At 48.5% G+C, this 12,958-nt stretch carries 11 protein-coding genes; 1 reads left to right on the forward strand and 10 read right to left on the reverse strand.

Annotated features, from left to right (window positions below; translation table 11 throughout):
- Window positions 1-57 precede the first annotated feature (57 nt).
- From BN6465_RS12545 to garR, 6 genes are all read right to left on the reverse strand, one after another.
- Complete coding sequence (locus tag BN6465_RS12545; RefSeq protein WP_066735789.1) at window positions 58-1,110, reverse strand: helix-turn-helix domain-containing protein; 1,053 nt, start codon at window positions 1,108-1,110, stop codon at window positions 58-60.
- 229 nt (window positions 1,111-1,339) lie between these two features.
- Complete coding sequence (locus tag BN6465_RS12550) at window positions 1,340-2,743, reverse strand: GntP family permease (protein WP_066735790.1); 1,404 nt, start codon at window positions 2,741-2,743, stop codon at window positions 1,340-1,342.
- 38 nt (window positions 2,744-2,781) lie between these two features.
- Window positions 2,782-3,780, reverse strand: a complete 999-nt coding sequence (gene pdxA / locus BN6465_RS12555; protein ID WP_066735791.1) for a 4-hydroxythreonine-4-phosphate dehydrogenase PdxA — start codon at window positions 3,778-3,780, stop codon at window positions 2,782-2,784.
- Window positions 3,781-3,814: 34 nt separating this feature from the next.
- A complete protein-coding gene (locus tag BN6465_RS12560) occupies window positions 3,815-5,122 on the reverse strand; it encodes a four-carbon acid sugar kinase family protein (protein ID WP_066735792.1) in 1,308 nt (435 codons plus the stop codon).
- Between the two features lie 39 nt (window positions 5,123-5,161).
- Complete coding sequence (locus BN6465_RS12565; RefSeq protein ID WP_066735793.1) at window positions 5,162-6,580, reverse strand: four-carbon acid sugar kinase family protein; 1,419 nt, start codon at window positions 6,578-6,580, stop codon at window positions 5,162-5,164.
- Between the two features lie 16 nt (window positions 6,581-6,596).
- On the reverse strand, window positions 6,597-7,487 hold the full coding sequence (gene garR / locus BN6465_RS12570; protein ID WP_066735795.1) for a 2-hydroxy-3-oxopropionate reductase: 891 nt from the start codon (window positions 7,485-7,487) through the stop codon (window positions 6,597-6,599).
- Window positions 7,488-7,775: 288 nt separating this feature from the next.
- Here garR and BN6465_RS12575 point away from each other — a divergent pair, with 288 nt between their 5' ends.
- A complete protein-coding gene (locus BN6465_RS12575) occupies window positions 7,776-8,423 on the forward strand; it encodes a GntR family transcriptional regulator (RefSeq protein WP_066735797.1) in 648 nt (215 codons plus the stop codon).
- A gap of 63 nt (window positions 8,424-8,486) precedes the next feature.
- On the opposite strand, the gene BN6465_RS12580 is transcribed toward BN6465_RS12575, so the two are convergent.
- The 4 genes from BN6465_RS12580 to BN6465_RS12595 form a co-directional block, all read right to left on the reverse strand.
- Window positions 8,487-10,730, reverse strand: coding sequence for a M56 family metallopeptidase (locus BN6465_RS12580; protein ID WP_066735799.1), 2,244 nt, complete (start codon window positions 10,728-10,730; stop codon window positions 8,487-8,489).
- A 2-nt stretch (window positions 10,731-10,732) separates the two neighbouring features.
- Window positions 10,733-11,095, reverse strand: a complete 363-nt coding sequence (locus BN6465_RS12585; protein WP_066735800.1) for a BlaI/MecI/CopY family transcriptional regulator — start codon at window positions 11,093-11,095, stop codon at window positions 10,733-10,735.
- Between the two features lie 166 nt (window positions 11,096-11,261).
- On the reverse strand, window positions 11,262-11,894 hold the full coding sequence (locus BN6465_RS12590; RefSeq protein WP_066735802.1) for a lactate utilization protein: 633 nt from the start codon (window positions 11,892-11,894) through the stop codon (window positions 11,262-11,264).
- Window positions 11,894-12,934 carry a branched-chain amino acid aminotransferase gene (locus BN6465_RS12595; RefSeq protein WP_256278607.1) on the reverse strand — a complete coding sequence of 347 codons (1,041 nt, stop codon included), beginning with the start codon at window positions 12,932-12,934 and terminating at the stop codon, window positions 11,894-11,896. Before BN6465_RS12595 ends, BN6465_RS12590 begins: the two co-directional genes overlap by 1 nt.
- Window positions 12,935-12,958 lie beyond the last annotated feature (24 nt).

Below are 12,958 nucleotides of genomic sequence, written 5' to 3' on the forward strand. Positions count from 1 at the left end.
AGGTCCCAACGCGTTGGGACCTGTCCCCCTCTACAATTCTGGAAATCTTCAAACAATTTAGCTGGCGTTTGTTTTCTTTATGAGACGCTCAAATCGAGGGTCGTCTTTGAGAAATTCTAACTCGTCTTCGTTCTCAATGCTCTGCTTCAGTACTTCCTGCATCTGTTTGGAGGCTATAAATGGTTCTTCTTTGGGTGTCATATGCCTATACAGAAACTGTTCTTTCATATTCCACGGTGTTTCCAGTGCGTCAAACATTGCCTCCAGTGCGCTCAGCGTCGCTTCTTTCTCTTTCCTCACGGCTGCGATTTGGAACTTCAATGTTTTATGGGAGTACGGCCAGAGTTGGAAGAGGCGTGAGAACTGTTCGGCAATCTCGGCGTACTGCTGTGCATCTTCGAACTTTTTTTCTTTGCAGGCCAGATCCGCCAGATGGTTCAGCACAGAATATATCTCCGTTCCAGCCATCTGCCAAAGATATTTCTCCGCCGCCTCGTACGCCTCCTCATACTTTCCTTGGGCCGACAGCAGGTTGATCTGCATCAATCTTTTATCATACCCCGGTTCAGGTATCGAATCCAGCAGCCTCTGTGCCTCCCCGTATTCTTTCTTCCCGATATACTCAGAGGTCAGAAAATGAATGGCATACTCCGCCACTTTCCTGTCTTTGCTGCCTGCTGCCTGCCGGTACCATGAAGATATGGTTTCTTCCTGCGCTTTGGAAGGACTACTCCCATACATCATCCTGCACCCCACCAGCATCTGTGCCAAGTTGAGGCAGAGCTGGTCACAATTCGGATACTCACGCGTCCATTCAACGGCCTTCTCAAATGCCGCGTCGTACCCTTCTTCCGGAACCATGGCTATCAGCTTCTCCGACATTTCATTTATTTCCTTTGCCGTCAGCTCCTCCCGAAACGAAAGCAGCGTGTCTATATCCGTTCCAAGCGCTCTGGCAAGAGGGCCCAGCAGCGTAATATCCGGGTACGAATTGCCATTCTCCCATTTATTTACCGCCGGCGGCGATATACCGAGACAGCTGGCAAGCTGCTCCTGCGTAATCCCCTTTTCTTTCCTCAATTTACGAATAATTGTACCAACTTCCATCATAACAAACCCCTTTCTGATAAGAACTTTTCTATATTCTTATCATAGCAAAGGACTCCCCTGCACTCAATTCACCGCGTAGTTAATTATTATTCACAAAATATAACTATAGGTTATCATACCCGATTCTTACATTTTCGTAAAGACACATGTCCGACACGTCTAACTTCCGCTTTCAGGCAGCGTCAAAAGCCGGACATGCTCCACGCACATCCGGCCTTCTTTTCAATGCCTACATAAAAATATTCAATACCAAAACTTCCACAACACCGACCGCCCACGCAATCGTCGAAGTGACGGACCATGTGATCAGCTGGTCCTTGGCTTCCTTCACGCCCAGTGTCCTGTTGACAACCCAGAAATAGCTGTCATTAAAGTATCCGAAGAACAGGGAGCCCACACAGCATGCAACCGCGCCCAACAGCGGACTTGCGCCAGATGCTATTATAATCGGTGCGGAAATGCTGGCTGCCGTCGTCATGGCTACCGTACCGGAGCCTTGAATAAAACGCATAGCCGTGGAAATCAACAACGGGAGAACCACTATCGGTATAGCCGTTTTCACGAGGCCTTCCGCCATAAATGTACCCAGCCCGGAATCCTTGATAATCTGTCCCAGCGCACCGCCTCCACCGGTCACCAGCATGATGATACCCGCGGACATCATACCCTTTTCCATCTCAGCCAGTGCCTCATGCCGGTCCAGACTTCTCCCCAGTGTAAAGATAGCAACCAAAAGCCCCAGCCCAACCGCTACAATCGGCTGTCCTAAGAAAATAAGAACTTCCATAAATCCGCTTGTCATTCCAAAAGCAGAAGCCACCGTATTGATCAGAATAAGCACAATCGGGACAATAAGCGGCATAAATGCCTCCAGCGTTCCCGGCATCCCCTTCTCTTCCATAGAAAACGCATTCGTATAATCCGGCTCCTGATAAGGCATGGTTACAATCTCACCTTCCTCATTGGGAATCTGATAATACTTCTTTGAAAGGAACAGTCTAGTGTAGGCGATGCAGGCTACTGTCATAGGAAGTGCCAGCACAATAGAAAGCAGAATGAACCTTCCTACGTCAATGCCAAAGATACCACATACCCCAAGCGGCCCCGGTGTCGGGGGAACCAGCGAGTGCGTGATGACCAGCCCCGCTGCCAGCGCCACGCCAAGCCCAATCACAGACTTCTTCGTGAATTTAGAAATCGCCTTGGCAATCGGCGCCAGAACCACAAAACCGGAATCACAAAAGATTGGTATGGATACTAAGAACCCGGTCAGCGCCAACGCTTCTTCCTCCCGCTTCTTTCCAAACAGCCTCAAAAATGTGTGGGCCATTCTTTTCGCGGCCCCTGTCGCCTCAAATATCTGTCCCATCATAACGCCAAAACCGATGATAATACCGATACTTCCCAGCGTACCGCCAAAACCTGTCGTGATAGAATTAATGATGCCAAATGTCTTTCCGTCCTCCAAGGTAATATTTACAAGCGGCATTCCGCCTACTACGCCCACAATAATAGTACAGATGATCAATGCAAGAAATGCCTGTACCTTTGTCTTCAACACAAGAAATATTAACACGATAATACCGATTGCAAGGCCAATCAGCATCCGCTGCCCACTAAGTCCGTTTACCATAATAGACCTCCTTTTCCTTCTCTCTCATATGCGATATTTTACTTTGTAAAATTGGGGGAATACTTTGCCGCCAGCAAAATGGCTTCAATCATACTGACCGCACTGACGATACCAGTTCCCGCTATGTCAAACGCTGTTCCATGATCCACGGAAGTCCTTAGAATTGGCATTCCGTTCGTAATCGCTATCGTCCGCTCAAAATCCAATGTTTTTGTCGCGATATGCCCCTGATCGTGATACAAGGAAAGCACACTCGTGTACCTGCCCTGAGCAGCCTGATGAAATACAGAATCCGCACCAATCGGCCCGGCCACGTCATACCCTTCAGCCTGAAGCTCCTCCACCGCCGGTATGATTTCATTGACCTCCTCCCAGCCGAACAATCCATGCTCTCCACTGTGGGGATTCAGCCCGGCGACCGCCATAGTCCCGTCTTCTACTCCCAGTCTTCTGAGCGCTTCCAGACAGCGTTTCACATAGTCTTTGATCCGCTCCTTTGTAATCATGTCAAGCATCTCCCTCAGAGAAACATGGCGCGTGAGGAAAAATACTCTCAGGCCATTCGTCTCAAACATCGTCAGCGGATCTTCTGTATTGGTGAGCGCCCCAAATATCTCTGTATGGCCGATAAAAGGAATTTCCCCGGCCCTTAATGACTCTTTATTGATCGGAGTAGTCGCCACGGCATCCGCCTTCCGCTCATTGGCAAGCGTGATACACTTTGCAATATACTCGTAAGCCGCCCTGCCGCACATGCCACTTACCTTCCCATATGTAAATTGATTCATATCTACATTGTCAAGGTCAATCATGTTCAGAATTCCCTTTTCATAACTGCCCTGCTCCGGGGAGTCTACCACATTAATTCTAAGCCCAACCCCCACAATGCCGATTGCTTTTTCCATCACCTTTTTGTCCCCGACCACGATGAGGTCGGCCGCCTCAAACACTTTATCCTCCGCCGCAGACTTTGCGACAATCTCCGGCCCTACTCCTGCCGGGTCTCCGATCGGCACCGCTATTAATGGTTTTTTCATACAACTTTGCTCCTTCCGTATTAAACTGTTCCACTTACATAAATAATTTCTGTTTCAGATAAGTCACACACCGGTTGACGGCGTCGCTTTCCCCTACCATTCCTCCCTTTGTGATGATACTGATTCCCTCATAGTCGCCTTTTAAGAAAGTCCCGTATGCGGCCAGTGGCAGCACCTCATCCAGCAGGCAAAGTCCGGCAGTCCCAAATCTCGCGCATACCGCTACCGTAACGTCTCCGCCGCTTGTGTACAGTCCTTGGAATTGGGAGGATTCCGAGAAAATCCGGTGCGTTATCTCTGCGAACGCCTCATTGATCTGCCTTGACATCTCCTCCACAGTGCAGCCCTTCTCTTTTGCACAGGCCCCAAAGTCAATTCTGTTTTCCGGATAAATTCCATCTCCGGTCACACTTAATATGTCGAACCTTGCGCTGTTGTCCAGAACCTCCTTTACGACTCTCCTTATCTCCGTTTCCCTGTGCGTCTCACTTTCGATCAATTCCTTTGTACAGACAAATGTATTCTTCGCCGACCGCTGTGTCAGCCACAGTTCCTCCATCTGCGCTCTTGTCACCGGGTTGACACTCCCCACGACCGCCAGTATCTTTTTCTTCACCGCCTTGTCCGCCGGGGTGATCAGCTTTCTTGCCACCGTCGCCGTAAAAACTCCCGGATCCACCGCCACGAACTTCAGGCCGCTGGTCACAAGCGCGTCTGCTATAAAATCCAAATCCTCCTGCGTCACACAGTCAAAGGTGAGAATCCTTGCCCCGTCCCCGGCGCATTTCTTCATCTTCTCCGCCAGAGCATGCTTTCCATCCATCATATCCGCCATCTTTATATCCGCGACTTTATACTTGCTCTGCTGTTCAAATATCCGCTTTACTTCCGACGACATGACCGGAGTCTTCGGATCCAGCGCCGCCTCTGTCTTATGCAGCGGAAGCCCTTTTATCAGCATATATCCCCCGATGACGATTCTTCCGGAGGCCGGAAAGCAGGGCGCGCATATCGCAACATAGTCCTCTCCCAGACAATCTAAAACGGCATCCGTCTCACTTCCCAAATTCCCCCGGAGCGTGCTGTCGATACGCTTTGCGTAGACCTTCACTTCCGGAGATTTCAAAAGCGCCGCCACATTATAGACTCTGTTGTAAGCGATTTCCTTCTCTACCCCTCTGCTGTCCGTGGGATACATCACACAGTCACAGTCGGCTAATGTGCTCAATTCGATTCTCTCCGTGTTCATCACAGTATACGTTTTATAATCCATTTTTTTCAGCAGTACCCCAGTGGCATTTGCCCCTGTCAGGTCATCCGCTATCACAATACATTGAGGCAACTTCATCCCTCCATTTCTGTCATCCGCCGCCCAAAAGCGTTACAGCAATACTTCCACCGCTTCTTTCAGTGTGGATATCTCTCCTACATTTCCCGGGAAAATAACATATGGTGTCAGCGGGAACTTACTCTCTTCCCCCGTCTGCCACACCGGTATCCCTGGTTTGATCTGTCCCAGTACATTGGCCTTCTGCACCGCCAGCGCCTTCGTCCCCACATCGCTGGAGGTAATCCCGCCTTTTGCGATAACGAAGCTGGGCGTAATGCCAAGCCTTCCCACCAGAGACTGTACTGCGTCAGAGATTTTGACCGAAAGTCTAAGCTCATCTTCTTTGTCCCCGGTATCGGCAGTTATCAGCGCTCTCGTCGTATAGCAGCACACCGTTCTCCCTGCCCGTATGCAGGCTTCCTCTTTGTCAACACATCTCTGAATCTCTTTTTCAAATGCTTCATCATCTTTTACAAGCGAAGCGTCCAGCTCAATGAATTCAATCCCTTCCAGCTCCTTTAAACACTCTACCTGTCTGGTCGTTTTATCTGTGTGGGAGCCGACCACAATAATACCGCCGTTGTCCGTCTCTTTCACGATCATCTGTTTCCTCGTAAGAAGGGGCTGGTCGGTCACTCCCCCCAGAACCTTCACAATGGCTGCCGCTGTCCGGAACATGAACACCTTCCCTTTTGCCATGGCACGGTAAAGAGCCACACAGAATACTTTGATATCCACGTAATCGACGGCGTTCACTACAATCTTGTTAAACCCTCTCACCGCCAGAAGCTGCGCCTCTATCTTGTCAAAATCCATATTGTGGATATCTTCCAGAGAAATACACGTTACATCCGCTCCCTTGAATGCCCCTTTCGTTTTTTCCTCCACATACTGGCGCATGTCGGCGGCCTCATAGCCAAAGGTTTTGTCTTTTGCAAATTCTGTCTCATTCGCCGGAACCAGTTCCTCTCCATATTTTACATAGTGTACATCATCGATGGTAAAGCGTCCTCCCTCTTTAAAAAATGGACAGAGGATTTCACCGTCTATCTGTTTTCCGGTGTTGGTTTCATAAGCCTCCTTCAAAAGCTGTGTCTCCAAGGGAAAATGCCCTCTCAGCGTCGAGTCGCTCCGGCTTATGAAAAGGTACTCTTTTCCCATCTCTTTGGCCACCATATCCACGGCGGCGGCTATTTCTTTATGTACACGGGTCGTCTGTTCTTCCGTGAGCCCTCTGGAATTGGTGAGGATATAGAAAAGATTGTTCTCTTCCGCAAACCCCTTTTCAATGCTGTCCTTTTCCCAATTCGTATATACAGAAATATCGTGCACCGTCTGTACGCCCGTAGGGTCATCATCAAGCACTACAATTTTTTTATGATTTGCCTCAATCTCTTTCTTCAAAAGTCCTTCCACAAGCGCCTCATCGATCTGCTTATAGGACGTCAAAACTTCTGCGTTCAATCTCATGTCTATCCCTCCCGGCCTAATCTGCTTTTTTCACTTCTACATCCGCCAGCGTCTCAAAATACTGAACGATTCCGCCGTGGTCATCCTCCATATGTCCATGCACCTTCAGGCTCTGAAGAATTTCATAAAGCTGGGCTGTATATGGAATCGGTACGTCAATGGCATGTGCAGTGTTCACCACATTTTTAATATCTTTGTGATTGATGCGGATCGGGCCGCCCGGCTTGAAATTCCGCTCCACGATCATAGGAATTTTCGCATCCAAGACTGCGCTTCCCGCCAGTCCTCCACGGATTGCCTGATATACCTTTTCCGGGTCTGCCCCCGCTTTCACAGCAAGGACAAAAGCCTCGGACACAACGGCTATCGTATTATTCACGATTACCTGATTGGCAAGCTTCGTGACGCTTCCGCTCCCGGATTCTCCAATCAGCAGAGCCGAGGAGCCAAGGATGTCAAAATATGGTTTCAATACCGTAAAATCCTTTTCGTCCCCACCTGCCATAATAGCCAGTGTACCTGCCACAGCTCCCGGTTCTCCTCCGGACACAGGCGCGTCTACAAATCCTACTCCTAATTCTTTCAGCCTCTTATAGCACTCCTTCGATTCCACCGGAGTCACAGAACTCATGTCGCACACAACGCTCCCGGATTTTATAGTGGAGGCCACTCCGTCTTTGTCAAAAAGAATAGATTTCACGATGTCGCCATTCGGTACAATGGTAAATATCACCTCACACTGGGCGCCGATCTGTGAGTAATCTGCGGCCTGAGCTCCTGCCGCGACAACCTCTGCCACCGCTTCCTGATTCAAATCGGTCACCAAAAGCTCCACGCCCGCTTTCACCATGTTCTTAGCCATCGGGCGTCCCATAATGCCAAGTCCAATAAATCCTACTTTACTCATTTCAATCTCTCCTTTTTATTTGATGTTTTCACTTTACTACATACCGGTATACCGGTCAATATCCTTTTACCTTTTCTCCCTATCTCCTAAATTTTATGCTGTATTTTTGTGCATTTTTCCTATTTTTTCATTTTTATATTGTTATTTTATTAACATGTTGCACAGATTTGAATTGCCGCGTTTTTCTTGATGTAAACGGGGATTCCCTTCGTTCTCACTTGACCAAAATATACAAATGCGCTATTCTATTGTTAAGAAAAAAACAAATAAAACCAAAAGAGGATTTTTATGAAAACACTAAATGAACAGGCATACGAACACCTTTCTACCATGATTATAGAGAACCAGCTTTCCTATCAGAAAATATATTCCGAGACCAAATTGTCCAAAGAAATCGGTATTTCCCGCACCCCTTTCCGTGACGCGGTCCACCGGCTGGCTCAGGAGGGATATATTGATATTATTCCAAGTAAAGGCTTCCGCCTCCACCAGCTTTCGGAGCAGGATGTCATGGATACCTTTCAAATCCGTTCGGCTCTTGAGTGCTACTGCTGTTATGAGATTACGAAAAATTATCAGTCAGACGCGTCACAGTCTTTGTTTGCAAAGCTGGAAAACGACACGGAAAAAATGAAGGAAATTATGCAGACAACACATTCTATCGAGAAATTTTCAGAATTTGATTTTGACTTTCACGTACAGATTATCCGCTATTCAGAAAATGAACAGTTGATTTCCATTTACAATACCTTTTTTTACCGGATGAAAAGACTTGCCACCCTCTCCCTCTCTCATGAGGGCCGGATGGAGCAGACTTATCAGGAACACTTGAACATCCTGACAGCTATGAAAACAGGCGATCTGCCACATATCTACGAGATAACACTGGAACACATGAATACCCCCCGAAGAATCAATCTGGATGATTTGGCTTGAGAACAAAGTTTCCTATGTTACAAAAAAAGATTCCCAGTAAGGGAATCTTTTTCATTATCCTGCTTATTCACTTGCACTTCGTTCATGAATCCAATAGAAATCTTTCTTGTCCTCCATAGTACTGGAAAGCATGGACCATGCCACATCGTCAAAGGTCAGCTCCTCATCATTGGTGAGCACATGATAGGAAGAAGCGAACGAGGCATTCGGGAGCATACCATATAAATATTTGGCATATTTATATTTCCTGCCATCCGGCGCAACATATTTGTCGCCGGATATCTGAATATCTTCATATTGGTCCTGATACCTTGCACAAATATCTTGAAGTGTTTCTAAGCTGTCCAACGTCTTCGTGTATTTCTTTAATCCGTCAATCCCCAGCTTCTGCTCCGCCTCAGCGCAGTCCATCTTCCAACGGTACTTTGTCTCTTTCCCATCTCCCCCCGCCACAGGGTAGGTCCAATGAATCTCGCCCGCGTTCTCAATCAAAGCCAGAAGCATAGGAGCCTTTTGCTTCATTTTCCAATTCAGTACCGTCTGGTCTCTTGGCTCCTCTTTAAAATTCACCGTCAGGACATAGGGCTCCTCGCTCGTCTGAAGCTCCATCGTATATTCTCCCAGACTTCCCACATTCAAAAGCTCAAGCAGCTTTCCGTCCGCCGACGCATCGCCGACATAGGAATTCTTTGACGCATAGATTTCTCTGATATAAGGAGCCGCCTCGTATTTCTCCCGTAATTTCCAGACATCCATCTCCGACACTACCAAGCGGTACAAAGCCTCCCCGGGGTTTGCATTCCAGACCACTTTACTTCGGGTCCTCTGATCAAAATCCGAACAGGGGAATGCCTGCGTAGTATCTCCCGTCCTGCCCAAGTGCCATGCCGCCACCACGAAGTCTTCCTCCGGTTTGAATTCTTTTTTCTCCACCTCTCCTCCTACCAGATAAGTATCTGCCACAGACCAGAAACCATATTGTCCAAAATCAAATCTGTCAACTTCCTCTTTACCATTGACAGACCACTGCAGCTGCCCTTTCATTCCTGTGTCCTCATTTTTAAAGGAACGCCCTACCTGTATCGTCCCCCGCCGCTCTATTTCTCCGCCGCTGTCTTGAAACCCGCCAGAAGACACAATCTTGTAGTCCCGAAGTTCCCCTGCCTCATACACTTCTCTGTAAAGTAAGTAGCTGTTTATTTTCGAATCCACACTGTAGGAAACTTCGAATCCAGCATCCGGATCTGCCAAATCCCTGCCGTCGTACCGAAGTATATTCTTCTGCCGTGGATTTACGCTTATAAGAACCGCAACGAAAATGCAAACCGCCACCGCGGCGCACACTGCTACCTTCCCCGGCTTCTTAAGCCCGAGAACATTCTTGATTCTTGTCTTCACAGAAGACTCTCCAAAGGCAAGGTGGCTTCCCCTCATTCTCTGGCGTGGCTCCGCGAAAGATAAAAGCGAATTGCTGTAACTACATTTCATGGTCTGTCCCAGCTTTTTGATGACCTTCTCATCACAGCTCATTTCCATATCCTCACTCATCAAATGATAGGCTATCCAGACCAATGGATTGAACCAATGGAGTATCAGCAGAGCCAGCGCCCCTGCTTTCACAAGGTAATCCTTTCGTTTGATGTGATACTGCTCATGAAGCAGAATGTATCCCCGCTCCTTTTCCGCCACCCGGAAAGGCAGATAAATTCTGGGCCGGAACATCCCAATCACAAAAGGAACGTCAATCGTATCGCATTCGTAGACATTGCCGCCGCTTTTGACAGCCTGCACCACCTGCCGTTTCAGACGGTTATAGGCCGCCAGTTCATACATTCCAAGTCCTATCACTCCGGCCAGCCAAACTATGGACAAAATCTCCCATATATCCATCCCGTCCAGACGATTATCTTCTGAAATTTGTCTCCCGGCCCTTACGGGTTCTGACGGTTCCGGTTCTGCTGCCGTCCCACTTTCCGCCGCAGGAATCCCGCCGCTTTTCTCCGAATCTACACTCAATTTCCCGCTTTGTTTCTCCGCCGCGCTGTGCTCTGTACCGACAAAATTCCATGCAACTTTTTCGTCCGTCACCGCATGCTTCTGAAAAAGCTCCAGATTGAAGATGCTCATCGAAGAAGGCAGTGAATAGGGGCATATAAGACGGAAGCCTACAACCGCCCATAAGAGATAAGCCATTGACTTCGGCGCTTTCCGTATGAGGAAACGCACTCCGATTACCAGCAATACAGCGACGCCGGCAGTCACGGACATGTTGAACACCGTCAAAAATATTTCTTTTAGAACTCCCATACTCACCCCTCCTTATGAGAATCAATCAGCTCCTTCAGCTCCTTCGCCTCCTGCTCTGTAATCTTCTTTCCTCCCAGAAAAGCCGCCACGAACCCCGGAAGCGAGCCGCCGAAAGTTCGTTCCACAAAATAATCCGACTCCACGGCCTGACATTCCTCCTTTGTCACAAGAGGGGTCACCACCGTGTCTTGATTTATTAAAAACCCACGGGTCTCCAGCTTCTTTATCACAGTATAGGTGGTTGACTTCTTCCAGCCTAGGCGCTCATTGCATAACCTCACCAGTTCCCCGGATTTCACCGGGGCACATTCCCAGACTATCAGCATAAAGCGGTATTCACTATCGCATAATTTCAAATCTTCCATCGTCCGCTCCTCCTCGAAGTCTATATGAATAGACCTTTTTTCTTTTAGTCTATACCAATAGACCCTTTTTGTCAATAACCGTTTCAATTCCGGCAGAACAAAGTTATCTATTAACATGAAAACCCTGCCGGCATACATGCCCGCAGGGTTCCATTACCATTTTCTTTTAAAATCCCAACTCTTCGTTAACTAGGATGATTTTGATACGTTTCGGCTCTTTGCTGAATCTTGTCACCAGCGTCTGGCAGCAGATGCAGGAAGGGGATTTGCACATGGAACAGGCTCCGGTAACCGCGCACGGTGTCCCGCCGAACCGCTGTGCATTGATGGGCGCAGCCACATTTTTCGCCCGTGACAGGGCATCCGCCTCTGTCTTCACCACTTTGTTCATCCCGACAATCATCAGTACATTTCTAGGGCCAAACGCGATTGCGGCCACTCGGTTGGCGTTGCCGTCGATATTTACCAAAATGCCGTCCTCGGAAATGGCGTTGGCGCTGGCCAGATAATAGTCACAGTCAAAGGCCTTCAGCATGATCTGCCGCCTCTCCTCCGGCGTCTTGTCAGTTCTGTCATATACCTCGTAATTCCCTTCATGGACCGCCTTCGTAAGTCCAATTTCCTGAATGCTCATGGAACCGCCCCAGCTGATAGAGCTTCCCTCCGGGATGAGCTCCAGCGCCTTGTTAAGGGCCTCCTCTTTCGTCTCAGCATAAAAGCCTTCCATATTCCGGGCTTCCATAGCCCGGATCATCTGCTCTGCAAGCAGCTTATTCCGTTTTGTCGTAAATTCTCCCATTATTTAATCACCTTAATCCATCCTTCAGGAGCCTCTATTTTGCCCATCTGAATACCTGTCAGCGTGTCATACAGTTTCTTAGTTACAGGCCCCATCTCATCCATACCGCTTGGAAGACAGATTTCCCTGCCGTGGTCAACAATCTTGCCTACTGGTGAGACAACGGCCGCCGTTCCGCAAAGCCCGCATTCCGCAAAGTCTTTCACCTCGTCGAGGTACACTTCCCGCTCTTCCGTCTCAAGCCCCAGATACTCCTTGGCAACATAGAGAAGTGAGCGTCTTGTGATAGACGGCAGAATACTGTCAGACTTTGGCGTCACCACCTTATTGTCCTTTGTGATGAAGATAAAGTTCGCCCCGCCCGTCTCTTCTACTTTCGTCCTCGTGGCCGCGTCGAGATACATATTCTCCGCATACCCTTCTTCGTGGGCAGTGACAATCGCGTGAAGGCTCATGGCATAATTAAGCCCTGCTTTAATATTGCCTGTTCCTCTGGGAGCCGCACGGTCAAAATCAGAGACTTTGATTGTAATCGGCTTTGCCCCTCCCTTAAAGTAGGGGCCGACCGGTGTGGTGAATACACGGAATTGGAATTCATCCGCCGGCTTTACACCGATGACCGGATTACTCCCGAACATATAGGGTCGGATATACAATGTCGCTCCGGAGCCATATGGAGGTACATACGCCGCATTGGCTTCCACCGTCTTCACGACCGCATCCAGAAAACGCTCCTTGGGGAACACCGGCATCTCCAGATACTTGGCGGAATTCTCCATCCGCTCTCCATTCAGGTCGGGGCGGAAGGTTACAATATGCCCGTCCTCCGTCGTGTATGCCTTAAGCCCTTCAAAAACAGTCTGTGCATATTGAAGCACTCCCGCACATTCATTCAGCACGATGTTGGCATCCTCCGTCAGTCCCCCTTCATCCCATGCTCCGTCTTTATAGTTAGAAACATATCTCTTGTCTGTCTGTATGTAATTAAATCCAATGTTAGCCCAGTCAATCTGTTTCTTCTCCATTGTAAACTCCTCCATTCTTTCCTTCACTTAGATGCTTTG

Origin of the sequence: Bariatricus massiliensis, from assembly GCF_900086725.1 — a bacterium.
GTDB lineage: Bacteria > Bacillota > Clostridia > Lachnospirales > Lachnospiraceae > Allocoprococcus > Allocoprococcus massiliensis.

Excerpts from the sequence above, each read along its gene's own strand:
- BN6465_RS12550 (WP_066735790.1), bottom strand. The coding sequence starts at position 2,743 with ATGGTAAACGGACTTAGTGGGCAGCGGATGCTGATTGGCCTTGCAATC.
- BN6465_RS12545 (WP_066735789.1), bottom strand. The coding sequence starts at position 1,110 with ATGATGGAAGTTGGTACAATTATTCGTAAATTGAGGAAAGAAAAGGGG.
- BN6465_RS12575 (WP_066735797.1), top strand. The coding sequence starts at position 7,776 with ATGAAAACACTAAATGAACAGGCATACGAACACCTTTCTACCATGATT.
- garR (WP_066735795.1), bottom strand. The coding sequence starts at position 7,487 with ATGAGTAAAGTAGGATTTATTGGACTTGGCATTATGGGACGCCCGATG.
- BN6465_RS12580 (WP_066735799.1), bottom strand. The coding sequence starts at position 10,730 with ATGGGAGTTCTAAAAGAAATATTTTTGACGGTGTTCAACATGTCCGTG.
- BN6465_RS12590 (WP_066735802.1), bottom strand. The coding sequence starts at position 11,894 with ATGGGAGAATTTACGACAAAACGGAATAAGCTGCTTGCAGAGCAGATG.
- pdxA (WP_066735791.1), bottom strand. The coding sequence starts at position 3,780 with ATGAAAAAACCATTAATAGCGGTGCCGATCGGAGACCCGGCAGGAGTA.
- BN6465_RS12595 (WP_256278607.1), bottom strand. The coding sequence starts at position 12,934 with ATGGAGGAGTTTACAATGGAGAAGAAACAGATTGACTGGGCTAACATT.
- BN6465_RS12565 (WP_066735793.1), bottom strand. The coding sequence starts at position 6,580 with ATGAGATTGAACGCAGAAGTTTTGACGTCCTATAAGCAGATCGATGAG.
- BN6465_RS12585 (WP_066735800.1), bottom strand. The coding sequence starts at position 11,095 with ATGGAAGATTTGAAATTATGCGATAGTGAATACCGCTTTATGCTGATA.